13 protein-coding genes are annotated in these 15,021 nt (G+C 69.9%); 12 read left to right on the top strand and 1 reads right to left on the bottom strand.

Annotated features, from left to right (window positions below):
• Positions 1-60 precede the first annotated feature (60 nt).
• The 6 genes from ACFPQ9_RS42650 to purQ are packed head-to-tail and all read left to right on the top strand — an operon-like array spanning position 61 to position 6,339.
• Positions 61-2,298 (top strand): iron-containing redox enzyme family protein, encoded by a 2,238-nt coding sequence (locus ACFPQ9_RS42650; protein WP_380865404.1) that lies wholly within the window; start codon positions 61-63, stop codon positions 2,296-2,298.
• Positions 2,295-2,912 (top strand): LysE family translocator, encoded by a 618-nt coding sequence (locus ACFPQ9_RS42645; protein WP_380865402.1) that lies wholly within the window; start codon positions 2,295-2,297, stop codon positions 2,910-2,912. The genes ACFPQ9_RS42650 and ACFPQ9_RS42645 overlap by 4 nt, the downstream gene beginning before the upstream one ends.
• Positions 2,909-3,637, top strand: coding sequence for a YggS family pyridoxal phosphate-dependent enzyme (locus tag ACFPQ9_RS42640; protein WP_380865399.1), 729 nt, complete (start codon positions 2,909-2,911; stop codon positions 3,635-3,637). The genes ACFPQ9_RS42645 and ACFPQ9_RS42640 overlap by 4 nt, the downstream gene beginning before the upstream one ends.
• On the top strand, positions 3,630-5,468 hold the full coding sequence (locus tag ACFPQ9_RS42635; protein WP_380865397.1) for a carbamoyltransferase family protein: 1,839 nt from the start codon (positions 3,630-3,632) through the stop codon (positions 5,466-5,468). Before ACFPQ9_RS42640 ends, ACFPQ9_RS42635 begins: the two co-directional genes overlap by 8 nt.
• Positions 5,469-5,494: 26 nt before the next feature.
• Complete coding sequence (locus ACFPQ9_RS42630) at positions 5,495-5,662, top strand: hypothetical protein (RefSeq protein ID WP_380865394.1); 168 nt, start codon at positions 5,495-5,497, stop codon at positions 5,660-5,662.
• Positions 5,659-6,339: a phosphoribosylformylglycinamidine synthase subunit PurQ gene (gene purQ / locus ACFPQ9_RS42625; protein WP_380865392.1), complete on the top strand. Its 681-nt coding sequence runs from the start codon at positions 5,659-5,661 to the stop codon at positions 6,337-6,339. Before ACFPQ9_RS42630 ends, purQ begins: the two co-directional genes overlap by 4 nt.
• 48 nt (positions 6,340-6,387) lie before the next feature.
• Here purQ and ACFPQ9_RS42620 read toward each other — a convergent pair whose 3' ends face one another.
• On the bottom strand, positions 6,388-7,335 hold the full coding sequence (locus ACFPQ9_RS42620) for a methionyl-tRNA formyltransferase (RefSeq protein WP_380865389.1): 948 nt from the start codon (positions 7,333-7,335) through the stop codon (positions 6,388-6,390).
• A gap of 261 nt (positions 7,336-7,596) precedes the next feature.
• On the opposite strand from ACFPQ9_RS42620, the gene ACFPQ9_RS42615 reads away from it, so the two are divergent.
• From ACFPQ9_RS42615 to ACFPQ9_RS42590, 6 genes are all read left to right on the top strand, one after another.
• Positions 7,597-8,952, top strand: a complete 1,356-nt coding sequence (locus ACFPQ9_RS42615) for a lysine N(6)-hydroxylase/L-ornithine N(5)-oxygenase family protein (protein ID WP_380865387.1) — start codon at positions 7,597-7,599, stop codon at positions 8,950-8,952.
• A gap of 22 nt (positions 8,953-8,974) precedes the next feature.
• Positions 8,975-10,033 carry a FecCD family ABC transporter permease gene (locus ACFPQ9_RS42610; protein WP_380865385.1) on the top strand — a complete coding sequence of 353 codons (1,059 nt, stop codon included), beginning with the start codon at positions 8,975-8,977 and terminating at the stop codon, positions 10,031-10,033.
• Positions 10,030-11,091 carry a FecCD family ABC transporter permease gene (locus ACFPQ9_RS42605; RefSeq protein ID WP_380865382.1) on the top strand — a complete coding sequence of 354 codons (1,062 nt, stop codon included), beginning with the start codon at positions 10,030-10,032 and terminating at the stop codon, positions 11,089-11,091. Before ACFPQ9_RS42610 ends, ACFPQ9_RS42605 begins: the two co-directional genes overlap by 4 nt.
• Positions 11,092-11,148: 57 nt before the next feature.
• On the top strand, positions 11,149-11,988 hold the full coding sequence (locus tag ACFPQ9_RS42600; protein WP_380865380.1) for an ABC transporter ATP-binding protein: 840 nt from the start codon (positions 11,149-11,151) through the stop codon (positions 11,986-11,988).
• 108 nt (positions 11,989-12,096) lie between these two features.
• Positions 12,097-13,155, top strand: a complete 1,059-nt coding sequence (locus ACFPQ9_RS42595) for an iron-siderophore ABC transporter substrate-binding protein (RefSeq protein ID WP_380865378.1) — start codon at positions 12,097-12,099, stop codon at positions 13,153-13,155.
• A gap of 61 nt (positions 13,156-13,216) precedes the next feature.
• Positions 13,217-14,989, top strand: coding sequence for an ABC transporter ATP-binding protein (locus ACFPQ9_RS42590; RefSeq protein ID WP_380865698.1), 1,773 nt, complete (start codon positions 13,217-13,219; stop codon positions 14,987-14,989).
• Positions 14,990-15,021 lie beyond the last annotated feature (32 nt).

The following is a 15,021-nucleotide window of genomic DNA, read 5'->3' as shown; positions in this document are numbered from 1 at the left end:
ACGCGTCCATCTATCCGATGTTCTGACGCTTGGAACCCGAGGCTGGGAAGAGGAGTTCTGATGCAGCGCCAGCAGGCGACGGCCGGACCGGCCGACCACCGGTCCCGGGCCGGCGCCCCGGACTGCCGCACCCTGTATGTGCAGGCCGCCGACCCGGAGGGCTTCACCCCTCCGGTCACGATTCCCGAGGCGTGCACCGCGGTGCCGGCGGAACCCCACAACGAGCTGAAGCGGCTGGAGCGCCGGGCGGCCGACTGGTCCGACGCGGCCCGCGTCGCCTACCGCGAGCTCGCGGAGTCGGCCGTCGACCCGGAGGCGCGTGACGCGCTGGTGCGCCGGGCGGCCATGGGCGCGGCCCCCCTCGCCCTGGTCTCGGGAGCCTGGCTCCAGTGGCTGAGCGGTCCCGGCAACGGCGACACCGAGTCGACGATGCGCGTGCTCTCCCTCTACGCCGAGGACCTCGGGGAGGGGCACTGCGGCGCGGACCGGGGCAACGCGTACCGGGCGATGCTGCACCAGCTGCGGCTCGCCGAGCGCGCGGCGCCCACGGCGCGCTTGGCCCAGGACCCGCACCTGTCCGACCTGGCCTTCGCTCTGCCCGGTCCGCTGCTGGCGATGAGCCGGCGGCCCGACGCGTACCGGGCGGAACTGCTCGGCGCCGACCTGTGCCTGCGCGCCGTCGGACTCCTCCCGCCGTTGGCCGCGATACGCGAGCTGCTGCCGGAGGCGGCCGACTGGGCCGCCCTCGACCCCGGGGCGGCCCGCCGCGCCGAGGCTCCCCACGGGCTCGACCTCGCGCGCGCCGCCGTTGCCGCGCTGCTCGACGAGGCACCGGCCGCGCCGGGCCTGCTCGCCGGCTTCCGCTGGACGCTGGCGACCGTGCGGCAGTGGAGCACCGCACTCCACAAGGAACTGTCCACGGCCTTGGACCCGGCCTACGAGATGGCCGAGCTGCTGCGCCTGCGGGCCCGTGAAGCGGCCCTGTACCACCGGGAGTTCGAGTTCGAGGGCCGCTCCCTCGCCGACTGGTTCGCCGAGGCCCGCACCGATCCCGAGGGACTGCTCCGGGCCCTCGCGACCAGCCGTCTGGTCAGACCCGGCCGCCCCGAGCGCAGCCCACTGCTGCAGGGGCTGATCGCCGAGAACGGCCCGATGTTCCGCATCTTCTCCCCCGGGGACCAAGCGGTGATCCGCCGCTGGATCCGCGCACTGCCCGCGACGCCCACCGGCCAGGCTCGGCACACACCCCCCGCCGGTCGTGTGCTGCCCACGGTGGAGGAAGGCGTGCAGACGGTCGAAGAAGCTCCGCAGCCGGTCGAGGAAGGCACGCGGACGGTGGAGGAAGGCCCCCGGCCGGTGGTCGTACGGCCCGTCGCCGACGTGTCCGACGCGCCGCCCGGCACCCTTCGCGATGCCTACCACCTGCTGCTCAGCCGGAGCGACTCGCCCGCCGTGCGCCGGTTCGCGACCCGGTACGTAAGGGGTTGGCTGGCGCGTTCGCGCGTCGGCTGGGACCGGGCCGAGCACCTGCCGCCGGAGCGATGGGATCCGCGTGGGCTGCGGCCCTGGCTGCAGGAACAGCACGATCGGCACGGCGAGGAGTTCGAGCAGGGCGCGGACACCCCGCTGCCCAGCAAGGAAGCGCTGGTCGACGCCACCGTGCAGCTCGCGCCGCTGACCCTGATCGACGGCAGCTGGCTGCAGGGCTTCACGGACTACGGCCACGCCTCGTCGGACGTCGGCCACCTGCTGTTCTCCACCTACTGGGACGAACTCGGCAACGGCGACCTCAACCTCAACCACCCCCTGATCTACCGCGAGGTACTGCGCGAGATGGGGGTGGATCTGCCGCCCACGGCGTCACGGGAGTTCGCGCACTGGCCGGGGTTCCGCGACGAGTCGTTCGAACTGCCGGTGTACTGGCTGTCCATCGGACGGCTGCCGCGCACCTTCCTGCCGGAAGTGCTGGGGCTGAACGTGGCCATGGAGCTGTCCGGTGTGGGCGGCAGCTACCGGCGGGCCCGTATCGCCCTGGAGGCGTACGGGTTCAGCACCCGCTTCGTCGACATCCACAACACCATCGACAACGTCGCCACCGGCCACTCCGCCTGGGCCGCCGACGCGGTCGACGCCTACATGGCCACCGTGCCCTCCGTGCTCGGCCCGGGCTGCGAACCGGAGATCTGGGAGCGGGTCAGGACGGGCTACCGGTCGCTGAACCCACCGAGCGGGCTGCGGGCCAGAAGAGCGGCACGCCGTGCCCAGCGCGTGCACGACACCGAAGGAGACATTCATTGAGCAGCGTCCTCGCCTTCATCGCCGTCGCCCTGGTGGTGAATCTGACACCCGGGCCGGCGATGCTGCACTGCGTAGCGAGCGGCGTCGGCAGCGGCCCGCGAGCCGGTGTCCGGGCGGCCCTGGGTGTCGAACTCGGCGTGTTCGTCTATGTGCTGGCGACCGTGACCGGGCTCGCCGCGCTGCTGGTCTCGGCCCCGACGGTCTACACCGTGGTGCAGCTCATCGGCATCTGCTTCCTGGCCTACATGGCTTGGACCAGCGTCCCGCGCGCCCAGCAGAACGACGGGGCGGCGAGCGCCACGTCCCAGGAAGCCGTCTCCCACCCGTTCATCAAGGGCTTCCTGCTCAATGTGTCCAACCCGAAGATCGCGCTGTTCTTCCTGACGATCCTGCCGCAGCTGGTGCCTTCAGGGGCGAGCACCTGGAAGCTGCTCGCCTTCGGACTCGGCTTCAACCTCTCGGGTTTCACCGTCAACACCCTCATGGCCCTGCTCGGCCACCAGCTCGCTCCGGCTACCGAACGGCTCGGCCCGGTGCGCAACGTCCTGCCCTGGATCCCCCCTGTGGTGTTCGTCGTCCTCGCCGCAGCCGCCCTGTGGGGCGTGGTCGCGTGATAGCCGACCGACTGGACGTCCTGCGCGCCCGCATCGACGCCGCCGCTCTCGCGGCGGGCCGTCGCCCCCAGGACGTCGAACTGCTCGCCGTGTCCAAGGGCCACCCCGCCTCCGCCGTCCGTGAGGCGATGGCGCTGGGACTGGACCGGTTCGGCGAGAGCTACGCCACCGAAGCCGTCCCCAAGCTGACCGAACTCAACGGCACGGCGGCCCAGTGGGTCTATCTCGGCCCGATACAGACCAACAAGACCCGGCTGCTCGCCGAGAACTTCTCCTGGGTGCTGGGACTCTGCTCCGAGAAGGCCGCCCGCCGGCTCGACGCCCAGCGCCCCGAGGGCCTCCCACCGCTCCAGGTGTGCGTCCAGGTCAACGCCGACGGGGACCCGGCCAAGTCGGGGCTCGCCCCCGACCGGCTCAGCGCGTTCCTGGAGACAGTCCAGGACCTGCGCCGGCTGACGGTCCGCGGCCTGATGACCATTCCCCGCAAGGCCGGGCCTGGCGAGGAAGGAGCGACCCCACCCGCCTTCGAGGTGCTGGCCGAGCTGTTCGCCAAGCACGTCGCGGCGGGACACGACTGGGACACCCTTTCCATGGGGATGAGCGGCGACTTCGAGGCCGCGATCGCCGCCGGATCCACCCAGGTGCGGCTCGGCACCGCACTGTTCGGACCACGTCCCGCCAGGACCGACGCTCGGGTCGAGGGAGAGGACACGCACCATGGCTGATCTCGTCCTGGGCATCTCCGCCTACTACCACGACAGCGCGGCCGCTCTGGTGAACGGCGGGACCGTCGTCGCCGCCGCCCAGGAGGAGCGGTTCACCCGGCGCCGGCACGACCCCTCGTTCCCCGCCCAGGCGGTGTCGTACTGTCTGCGCGAGGCCGGAGCGAGCCTGAAGGACGTCACGGCCGTCGCGTACTACGAGGACCCCGCCCTCAAGTTCCGCCGGGTGCTCTCCTCCTACGCCGGTGCCGCGCCGTTCGCCTTCCCGGGGTTCCGTGACACCCTCCCCGACTGGCTGCGCTGGAAACGGCGCACCGACCGGACCGTCCGCCGGGAGCTCGCGGCCCTCGGCCTCGGACCGGTACCGGACGTCGTCTGCCGCCGCCACCACGAGTCGCACGCCGCCTCGGCCTTCTACCCCAGCCCGTACGAATCCGCCGCGGTCCTCTGTATCGACGGCGTGGGCGAATGGGCCACCACCACGCTCTGGCACGGACGGGGCGATCGGCTCGAACCCCTGGCCGAACTCCGTTTCCCACACTCGCTCGGCATGCTGTACTCCGCGTTCACCTACTTCTGCGGCTTCAAGGTGGACTCCGGCGAGTACAAGCTGATGGGCCTGGCCCCCTACGGCACGCCCCGCTACGCGGACCTCATCCGCGAACGGCTCATCGACCTCAAACCCGACGGCTCGTTCCGCCTGGACATGCGGTACTTCGAGTATCTGCGTGGCCAGGTGATGACCGGACGGGGCTTCGAGGAGCTGTTCGGCGGACCGCGCCGCCGCCCCGAAGGGGCACTGACGGAGCGTGAGTTCGACCTGGCGGCCTCCGTCCAGCAGGTCACCGAGGAAGCCGTCGTACTCCTGGCGCGCAACGCCCAGCGGCGCACCGGGGAAACCCGTCTGTGTCTGGCCGGCGGTGTCGCCCTCAACTGCGTCGCCAACGGAAAGATCATCCGCGATGAGATCTTCGACGGGGTCTGGGTCCAGCCCGCCGCCGGCGACGCGGGCGGCGCTCTCGGCGCGGCCCTCGCCGTGGCGATGGAGTCCGGCGCCGAACGCACCCACCTCGGCAGCGGCCGGGACGCCATGTCCGGAGCCCTCCTCGGCCCCGCCTACCGGGATGAGGAGATCCGGGCGTACCTGGATGAAGCGGGAGTGCCGTACACCGCGCTGGACCAGGACGCGCTCGCTGCCCGTACGGCCACGGAGCTGGCGCGGGGCAAGGTCGTCGGCTGGTTCCAGGACCGTATGGAGTTCGGACCGCGGGCCCTTGGCGCACGGTCGATTCTCGGCGACCCGCGCGACACCGACATGCAGTCCGCGATGAACCAGAAGATCAAGTTCCGGGAGTCCTTCCGGCCCTTCGCGCCGGCCGTCCTGGACACCGACGCCCAGGACTACTTCGAACTCAAGCAGGAAAGCCCCTACATGCTGGTGGTCGCCGACGTGGCCGCGGCTCAGCGCCTGCCCGTACCGGACTCCGCGGGCGACGCCCGGGGACTGGACCGGCTGAAGGTCCACCGCTCCACCGTCCCGGCCGTCACCCACGTGGACATGTCCGCCCGCGTCCAGACCGTGAGCCCGGAGGCCAACCCCGCGTTCCACCGGCTGCTCACCGCCTTCAAGGCGGAGACCGGATGCCCGGTGCTCGTGAACACCTCCTTCAACGTGCGGGGCGAGCCGATCGTCCGCTCGCCCCGGGAGGCGTACACCTGCTTCATGCGGACCCGGATCGACGTCCTCGTCCTGGGCGGCTTCCTGCTGCTCAAGGAGGACCAGCCGGAGTGGGCCGAGAACGGCGACTGGCGCGACGAGATCCCCCTCGACTGACCGATCGCCGGAACAAGGAGAACCCCATGCCCCTGCGCAACCTCGCACTCCTGCTGCTCTACTGCCTGGTCGTCGTCCCCGCGGGCGTCCTGGCCCGTCTGGTCCATGACCCGCTGCACCGTCGCGTCGACCGGGCCGCCCCGAGCTACTGGAACGACCTCACCACCGCCGCCCGGGGTGAGACCCGAGCATGACCGCGAGAATCGGAGTCGTCACCTTCCCCGGATCACTGGACGACCGCGACGCCGCCAAGGCCGTACGGCTTGCCGGAGGACGCCCCGTTCCCCTGTGGCACAAGAATGCCGACCTGGCAGGATCCGATGCGGTGATCCTGCCCGGCGGCTTCTCCTACGGCGATTACCTCAGGGCCGGGGCCATCGCCCAGTTCGCACCCCTGATGCGCACCGTGCTGGACGCGGCCCGGGGCGGGATGCCCGTGCTCGGCATCTGCAACGGCTTCCAAGTGCTGTGCGAGTCGGGCCTGTTGCCCGGAGCGCTCACCCGCAACCAGCACCTGCGGTTCATCTGCCGCCCGCAGCGGTTGGCCATCGAGAACGCGGACACGGCATGGACGGGGAACTACACCACCGGTCAACGGGTCACGATCCCGCTGAAGAACATCGACGGCCGCTACGTCGCCGACGAGCCCACACTCGACGCCCTCGAAGCCGAGGGCCGCGTGGTCGCCCGCTATCTGGAGGGCAACCCCAACGGCAGCATGAGAGCCATCGCGGGCATCACCAACGCCCAGGGCAACGTGGTCGGCCTCATGCCGCACCCCGAACACGCCGTCGAGCCCCTGGTCGGCACCGGCACGGACGGCGCGGCGTTCTTCACCTCGGTGGTCCGCAGACTGATCACGACGGCCTGAATCCGAACCTCACGACGTTCACCGATCGCCGCCGTAGGGATGCCGTGGTCAGGGGCGGTTGGTCAGGTAGCCGCCCATCGACGTGAAGTACTCGGTCGCGGGCAGCTCGCGGCCGTCCTCGGTCCGTACGCGGGTGATGGCCAGGCCGTGGTTGCGGCCGGTGCGGGCGTCGGCTCCGGCGACGATCACCACGCCGTCGCCCTCGCGGTAGAAGATGCGACCCGGTGTGCCGCCGTAACGCCCCTCGGAGACCACGGCGGCCAGGACCTCGAGTCGCTTGCCCCTGTGGAAGGTGAAGGCGCTGGGGTACGGCTCGGACTGGGCGCGGACCAGGCGCTCCAGGTCCTTCGACGGCCACGTCCAGTCGATGCGGCTGTCCTCGATGGAGCGCTTGTGGAAGAAGCTCGCCTCGGAGCGGTCCTGCTCGGTGAAGGCCGTCTGCCCGGAGGCGATGAGGTCGAGGGCGCCGATGGTGACCGGGGCGATGAGGTCGACGGTCTTGTGGAAGAGGTCGGTGGCGGTGTCCGTGGGCCCGACCGGTACCGCTTCCTGCCGCACGATGTCGCCGGCGTCGAGTTCGTCGTTCATCATGTGCGCGGTCACGCCCACTTCGGGCTCGCCGTTGATCAGGGCCCAGATGAGCGGCGAGAAGCCGGCGTACTTCGGCAGCAGCGAGTCGTGGACGTTCAGTGTGCCGTGCCGCGGCAGGCCGAAGATGCGCGGCGGGATCCACGTACGCCAGTTGTTGGCCACGATGATGTCCGGGTCGGCCTCCTTGAGGCGCGCGAACAGCTCCTCGTCGTCAGGCCGGTTGCGGATCACGACCGGTACGCCGTGCTCCTCGGCCAGGTCGGCGACCGAGTCGCTCCAGATCTTCTCGTAGGCGTGCTCGCTCTTGGGGTGGGTCACGACCAGGACCACGTCGTGCTCGGAGTCCAGGAGAGCTCGCAGAGTGCGGTGCCCCCAGGTCTGGTAACCGAACATGACGACCCGCATGGGGTTCCTCCTCAAGGCAGGGATTGGCCGTGGCCAGTAAAGCAAGGCTTACCTAAGTGGTCAACTGGGCTCGTATCGTGGTGTGTTGACCGTCACCGACCCCCGCACTGTCCGCTTTGTCCATGGACAGTTCCACAGGATGAGCTTAGCCTTACCTAAGTTTTGGGCCGTGGCTCTTCGGCGTGCCCGACTTTCGTACTTCCCGATGCTCGACCAACGGCTGCCTGCCCCGCACGGCCGCCGCCGCACGATGGGAGTGACATGGCACAGGCTCGTCCTGGCGACGCCCCTTTGATCCACGACCTCATTGGGATCGGCTTCGGGCCGTCCAACGTGGCCATGGCGATCGCACTCAGCGAGCACAACGCACGCGCCGACCGCGAGGAAGTGATCACGGCTCACTTCTTCGAGCAGCAGCCGCGCTTCGGCTGGCACCGAGGCATGCTCATCGACGACGCGACCATGCAGGTGTCCTTCCTCAAGGACCTGGTGACGCTACGGAACCCGGCCAGCGAGTACAGCTTCCTGTGCTATCTCCAGAGCAAGGGACGGCTGATCGACTTCATCAACCACAAGAACCTCTTCCCGCTGCGGGTGGAGTTCCACGATTACTTCGAGTGGGCCGCCGACAAGGTCGACGACGTCGTCTCCTACGGCCATGAGGTCGTCGGCGTCATGCCGGTCGTACGGGACGGTGCCGTGGAGTACCTGGACGTGACGGTCCGGTCGGGGGAGGGGCTCGCGGTCCACCGCGCACGCAACCTCGTCATCGGCACCGGCCTGCGTCCCCTCATGCCGGAGGGCGTGGAGCGCACCGACCGCGTCTGGCACAACTCCGAACTGCTGGCGAAGGTCGATGACCTTCAGGCCGGATCGCCCTCCCGCTTCGTCGTCGTGGGCGCCGGACAGAGCGCCGCGGAGAACGTCGCCTACCTCCACCGGCGCTTCCCCCGGGCCGAGGTCTGCGCCGTCTTCTCCCGCTACGGGTACAGCCCGGCCGACGACAGCAGCTTCGCCAACCGGATCTTCGACCCCGAGGCCGTCGACGACTTCTTCACCGCGTCGGAGAGCGTCAAGCGCCGGCTGATGGACTACCACGGCAACACCAACTACTCCGTGGTGGACATCGATCTGATCGACGACCTGTACCGGCAGATGTACCAGGAGAAGGTCCTCGGCAGCGAGCGCCTGCGCTTCCTCAACGTCTCGCGGCTCACCGACGTCAAGGAGACAACGGACAAGGTCCGGGCCACCGTCACGTCCCTCGTCACCGGCGAGGAGACCCTGCTGGACGCCGACGTCGTGGTCTTCGCCACCGGCTACAGTCCCGCCGACCCGACCGGTCTGCTCGGAGAGGTCGCGGACCGCTGCCTGCGCGACGACGAGGGCCGCGTCCGCGTCGAGCGCGACTACCGCATCGCGACGGACTCCGACCTGCGGTGCGGCATCTACCTGCAGGGCGGCACGGAGCACACGCACGGCATCACGTCGTCCCTGCTGTCCAACACCGCGATCAGGGTCGGCGAGATCCTGGACTCGCTCCTCGACCGGGGTCTCAAGTCCGTGCCGGACGAGGCCCGCACGGTCGCCGACGGAACCGGCAGCACCGCCCGCTGATCAAGGGATAGCGTACGTCCACATGGGCACGACAGCAGTTGAGCGCCCCGCGTCCAAGGCAACAACGCCGGTGCGCCGTAGGCGAGTTGTGGGCTTGGGCGCGCTGGCGGTGATCCTCGTGATCGCGGGGGCGGTGTCGCTGGCCGTCGGTGCGCGCGCGTTGAGTCCCGCCGAGGTGTGGCACGGGTTGTTCGCGGCGCCCGACTCCGACCAGCGGCTCACCGAGATCAGGCTCATCGTGCAGACCGTACGGGTGCCCCGGACGGTGCTCGCGATCGTGGCGGGCGTCGCTCTGGGGGTCGGCGGAGCGCTGATCCAGGGCTACACGCGCAATCCGATCGCCGACACGGGCTTGCTGGGGGTGAACTCCGGTGCCTCGTTCGCCGTGGTGTCGGTGATCGCCCTGTTCGGGTTCACCAGCCCGTTCCAGTACGTCTGGTTCGCCTTCCTGGGAGCGGGGGTCGCCGGTGTCGTCGTGTTCGGGCTGGCGAGCATCGGCCGGGGCGCGGGCAACCCGTTGACGCTCGCGCTGGCCGGGCAAGGGGTCACGGTGTTCCTCGCGGCGATGACCACGGCGGTCGCGCTGTCGGACCAGAAGTCGCTGAACGCGCTGCGGTTCTGGAACGCGGGCTCCCTGGCCGGGGTCGGATTCGACGTGATCTGGCCGGTGACCGCATTCATCGTGGTCGGACTGCTGTTGGCGCTGAGCACGCTGCCTTCCATCAATCTGCTGAACCTCGGTGAGGACGTGGCGCGAGGGCTGGGCGTGAACATCGCGTGGAGCCGGAGCGTCGGCATCGCCGCCATCACCCTGCTGGCGGGCGCGGCGACGGCGGCGTGCGGCCCCATCGCGTTCCTCGGGCTCATGGTGGCCCATGTCGCCCGGTATCTGACCGGGCCGGACTACCGCTGGCTGGTGCCGTACGCGGGTCTGCTCGGTGCCATCGTCCTGCTGGTCTGCGACATCGTGGGGCGTTTGGTGGTGCGGCCGGGCGAGTTGGACGCGGGAGTTCTCGTGGCCCTGCTCGGGGCCCCGTTCTTCGCGGCTCTGGTCTGGCGCGGAAGGTTCAAGAACGCATGAACGGGACGGATGTGAAGCCATCGGTGGCGCCGGGCGTACGGCTCGGCGGCATGTCGTTCGTATGGCGACCCTGGATCGTGTCCGTGACCGGCCTGCTGGCGGCGGCGACCTTCCTGGTGTTCTGCCTGTCCATCAGCGTCGGGGACTTCCCCATCGGCCTGCCCCAGGTGGTCGCCACGATCCTCGGCCGGGGCGAGCAGGTCGACGAGTTCGTCGTCATGGACCTGCGGATGCCACGTGCCCTGGCCGGACTCGTCGTGGGGATCGCGCTCGGGGTGTCCGGGGCGATCACCCAGTCCATCGCGCGCAATCCGCTGGCCAGCCCGGACACTCTGGGGATCACCTGGGGCGCCAGTGCGGTCGCGGTGTTCGGGGTGACGGTGTCGGGCGGGACCGCCGCGGCGGTCGTCGACTCCGTGGGTCTGTCCGCGGCGGCGCTCGCGGGAGGTCTCTGCACGGGTCTGCTGGTGTACTTCCTGGCCTGGCGGCGCGGGATCGACGGCTTCCGGCTGATCCTCATCGGCATCTCGGTGAGCGCCGTGATGGAGTCGATCACGACCTGGCTGCTGGCCACGGCCGACATCAGGGACGTGGCCCAGGCCCAGGCGTGGCTGGTGGGCTCGTTGGACAACCGCTCGTGGGACGAGGTCCGGGTGGCGCTGTGGGGCACGCTCGTCCTCCTGGCCGTCGTGACGTGTGTCGCGTTCCAGTTCAAGCCCCTGCACCTCGGCGACGACGTCGCCGCGGGCCTGGGCGTGCGCTACACGGCCGTGCGGGCGGTCCTGCTCCTGTGCGCGGTCCTGCTGGCCGGCGTGGCGGTGAGCGCGGCGGGCCCGGTCGCGTTCGTCGCGCTGGTGGCGCCGCAGGTGGCGATGCGTCTGGCGCGGTGTCCGACACCGCCGATGGCGGCCTCAGGACTGCTCGGTGCCCTGCTGCTGATCGGCTCGGACCTGGTCGCCCGTACGGCACTCCCGGTCAGTGTCCCGGTCGGTGTGGTCACCGCGGCGATCGGCGGCCCCTTCCTGGTCCATCTGCTGGTGCGGGCGAACCGCAGATAGCCGGCACGGAGTCGGACAGCCGGTACAGAGTCAGGAAAGCCCGAACAAGGGGGACTTGTGGTCACTCACTCCGTCACCAGGACGCAGTCCGAGGTCGATGACACCTCCCGGCTGGCAGCCAGAGGTGTCACGGTCGGCTACGGCGCCCGGACCGTCATCGACGATCTCGACGTGGCGATACCGGCAGGGGTGATCACCACGATCATCGGCCCCAACGGCTGTGGGAAATCGACCCTGTTGCGGACCCTGTCGCGGCTGTTGAAGCCTTCCCGCGGGACGGTCGTGCTGGACGGCCAGGACATCGCCGGACTCAGGACCAGGGACGTGGCGAAGAAGCTCGGCCTGCTGCCGCAGTCGCCGGTGGCGCCGGAGGGGCTGACGGTGTCGGACCTGGTGGCCAGGGGTCGCCATCCGCACCAGAGCTGGCTGCGGCAGTGGTCCTCGGACGATGCCGCCGTCGTGGAGCGCGCGCTGGCGATGACCGGGGTGTCCGACCTGGCCGACCGTCCGGTCGACACGCTGTCCGGCGGGCAACGTCAGCGTGTCTGGATCTCGATGACCCTGGCCCAGGGCACGGATCTGCTGCTGCTGGACGAGCCGACCACGTTCCTGGACCTGGCGCATGCGATCGACGTGCTCGATCTGGTGAACGACCTGCATGAGTCGGGCTGCACGGTGGTCATGGTGCTGCACGACCTCAATCTGGCGACGCGCTACAGCGACAACCTCATCGTGATGAAGGAGGGGTCGATCCTGGCGCAGGGCCACCCGCGTGACGTGATCACCACCGAGCTGCTGGACGAGGCGTTCGGACTGCGCGCCAAGGTGATCGACGACCCCGTGGGTGACCGGCCGCTCATCGTGCCGATCGGTCGTACACACGTCGAACTGGCCTAGTTCGCAATAAAGTTACAGAAGTTAGGCTAGGCTTACCTTATCTCCCTGGGGTACGGTTTGCCTGCCCTCGGACGGGGCGCTCACAGCGCGAAAGCAAGGAGATTGCGGATGCTCCTCCACGGAACGACGCGTAAGAGGACCTGGCGGCGGCTGGCGGCGATGCTGTCCGCCGCGACTCTCGGCGTCGGCCTCCTCGCAGGATGCGGTTCCGACTCGGACTCGGCGGACAAGGCGAGCGACAACACCTCGACCACCGCGGCCGGCACCTTCCCGGTCACTGTGGAGCACGCGTTCGGATCCACGACGGTCACCAAGGCCCCGAAGCGGGTCGTCTCCGTCGGCTACACCGACGACCAGACCATCCTGGCGTTCGGCATCAAGCCGGTCGGCATGGTCGACCAGTACCCGAACCCCGCGGGCCGGAGCCCCGACATCAACACCCAGTGGCCCTGGGTGAAGGACCAGTGGGGCGACAGCCGGCCCGAGGTCATCATGAAGAACGGTGACAACGGCCCCAACTACGAGAAGATCGCCGCCCTGCGCCCGGACCTGATCATCGCGGTCTACTCCGAGATCGACCAGGCCGGCTACGACAAGCTCTCCAGGATCGCTCCGACGGTGGGCCGTACCAAGGCCGAGAAGGAGCCGTTCAGCGCGCCCTGGCAGGACAACGCGCTGCACATCGCCAAGGCACTCGGCCGGGCCGAGGACGGCGAGAAGATGGTGGCGGACATCCAGGGCAAGCTCGACGCGGCCAAGAAGGAGCACCCGCAGTTCGGCGACGAGACCGCCGTGGCGCTGTCCTGGTACGAGAACTCGGTGGCGCCGTTCACCTCGACCGACGTACGCGGACGCCTGGTGTCGGGCATCGGCTTCAAGTACCAGACCGGGATCGACAAGATCGCGGGCGGCAGCTTCTACACCAAGCTCTCGCCCGAGCGCGTCGACCTGGTCGACGTCGACCACATCTTCGTCATCAACGACAAGGCGGACACAGAAGCGCTGAAGAAGTTCGAGCTCTTCGCCAACCTGGACGCCGTGAAGAAGGGGAACGTCTCCTACCTGCTGGACAGCGAGGGTCCGGCGGTCGGCGCCGCCATCTCCCAGGGCACCCTGCTGTCCATGCCGTACGCCATCGACGAGCTCGTGAAGTCGGCGGCCGGCTGACGATGTCGATCAACACTTCCTGTCCCCGGTCCGCCCAGGGTGCGGTGTGAGCACGACCGACATGGGGGTGGCACCGGCCACCCTGCGCACGGCGACCGGCCGCGAGGCCGCTCGATGGGTCGCGGCGCACTGCCGCGAGGTTCCCTGGCTGACCGCGGCCACCGTGCTCACCACGGTGGCCGGGGCGGCGCTCCAGGTGCTCCCCGTACTGCTGCTCGGCCGGGTGGTCGACGCGGTGGTCGAGGGCGAATCGCGCTCGGTCCTGGTCACGATCGGCGTGCTGATGGGGGCCGCCGCGCTGCTCGGCGCGGCGGCCACCGCGGTGTCCACCTACCTGATCGGGCGGCTGGGCGCGGATCTGCTCGCGAGGCTGCGGGAAGGGGCCGTCCGGGCGGTGCTCGGGATGCCCAGCGCACGGATAGAGCAGGTCGGTCGTGGCGATGTCCTCTCGCGGGTCGGTGACGACGTTGCCGTCATCTCCAAGGGCATCCGTACGGCCATTCCCACGGTGTTCTCGGCGGGAGTGCTGGTCGCCATCGCCACGTTCGGCATGTTCGGACTGGACTGGCGCCTGGGCCTGGCGGGCGCCGGCGCGCTGCCCGCGTACGCGTTGGCCCTTCGCTGGTACCTCCCCCGCTCCGCCCCGCTCTACCGGAAGCAGCGGGCCGTCCAGGCGGACCGTGCGCAGGCGCTGATCAGCGGTCTGAACGGAATCGACACGGTCCGGGCGTACCGCCTGGAGCACGCCTTCCGCGAGAAGGTCACCGACGAGTCGTGGCGGGTACGCAATCTCGGCATCGAGGTGTTCCGGTTCTTCGGCCGGTTCGTCGGCCGGGAGAATCGTGCCGAGTTCATCGGGCTGGTCCTGATCCTGCTCGTGGGGTACGCCCTGCTGGAGACCGATGCCGCCACGCTGGGCGAGGTGTCGGCGGCCCCCTTGCTCTTCCACCGGCTGTTCACCCCGCTGGGCCTGATCATGTTCACCTTCGACGAGGCGCAGAAGTCGGGCGCGAGCCTGACCCGGCTGGTCGGCGTTCTGGGGGAGGCGGGGGAGGGGCGGCTGGTGGGCCATCCGGCCGTGGCATCGGCGCACCCCGCCGCGTTGCCGGTGACGGTGGAAGCGCTGACCTTCAGCTATCCCGGTACCGAGGAGCCGGTCCTCAAGGACGTCAACCTGACGATTCCGGCGGGTGGTTCGCTCGCGCTGGTGGGGGCGACAGGTGCGGGCAAGACGACCCTGGCCGCGCTGATCGCGGGCATCGCAACCCCGCAGACCGGGTCGGTGCGCATCGGGCCGACCGATCTCGCCGGGCTGGACGAGGCCGGGGCGCGGACCCTGGTGAGCATCCTGACGCAGGAGACACATGTGTTCTCCGGGCCGCTCGGTGACGACCTGCGGCTGGCGGCACCGGCCGCGTCCGACGCCGAGCTGATGGACGCCTTGCGCACGGTCGGCGCCGGCGAGTGGGCCGAGGCACTGCCCGAGGGGCTGAACACCCTGGTCGGCGAGGGCGGCGAGCGCCTGGACGTCACCAAGGTCGCCCAGATCGCCCTGGCCCGGCTGGTGTTGGGCAGCGCCCCGGTGGTGGTGCTCGACGAATCGACCGCGGAAGCCGGCAGCGAGGGCGCCGCCGAGCTGGAACGGGCCGTGACGGCCGCCTGTGCGGGCCGGACCACGTTGTTCGTGGCGCACCGGCTGACCCAGGCGATGGCGGCCGACCGGATCGCCGTGCTGGACGCGGGACGCGTCGTCGAGCAGGGAACGCACGAGGAGCTGGTCGCACTGGGCGACCGGTACGCGCGACTGTGGCGCGCCTGGCGAGAAGGTAGTTAGGTAACCCTTAGTTGGGTTCGGTCAACTTTTAT

It is taken from the genome of Streptomyces coerulescens (assembly GCF_042657965.1).
GTDB classification, from domain to species: Bacteria; Actinomycetota; Actinomycetes; order Streptomycetales; family Streptomycetaceae; genus Streptomyces; species Streptomyces coerulescens.
Note: the sequence above shows the minus strand (reverse complement) of the source record. Positions and strands in the feature narration are given on the sequence as shown.

Bases quoted from the DNA above. Each gene is read 5' to 3' on its own strand.
- ACFPQ9_RS42650 (WP_380865404.1), top strand. From the start codon at position 61: ATGCAGCGCCAGCAGGCGACGGCCGGACCGGCCGACCACCGGTCCCGG.
- ACFPQ9_RS42635 (WP_380865397.1), top strand. From the start codon at position 3,630: ATGGCTGATCTCGTCCTGGGCATCTCCGCCTACTACCACGACAGCGCG.
- ACFPQ9_RS42605 (WP_380865382.1), top strand. From the start codon at position 10,030: ATGAACGGGACGGATGTGAAGCCATCGGTGGCGCCGGGCGTACGGCTC.
- purQ (WP_380865392.1), top strand. From the start codon at position 5,659: ATGACCGCGAGAATCGGAGTCGTCACCTTCCCCGGATCACTGGACGAC.
- ACFPQ9_RS42620 (WP_380865389.1), bottom strand. From the start codon at position 7,335: ATGCGGGTCGTCATGTTCGGTTACCAGACCTGGGGGCACCGCACTCTG.
- ACFPQ9_RS42595 (WP_380865378.1), top strand. From the start codon at position 12,097: ATGCTCCTCCACGGAACGACGCGTAAGAGGACCTGGCGGCGGCTGGCG.
- ACFPQ9_RS42615 (WP_380865387.1), top strand. From the start codon at position 7,597: ATGGCACAGGCTCGTCCTGGCGACGCCCCTTTGATCCACGACCTCATT.
- ACFPQ9_RS42610 (WP_380865385.1), top strand. From the start codon at position 8,975: ATGGGCACGACAGCAGTTGAGCGCCCCGCGTCCAAGGCAACAACGCCG.
- ACFPQ9_RS42590 (WP_380865698.1), top strand. From the start codon at position 13,217: ATGGGGGTGGCACCGGCCACCCTGCGCACGGCGACCGGCCGCGAGGCC.
- ACFPQ9_RS42630 (WP_380865394.1), top strand. From the start codon at position 5,495: ATGCCCCTGCGCAACCTCGCACTCCTGCTGCTCTACTGCCTGGTCGTC.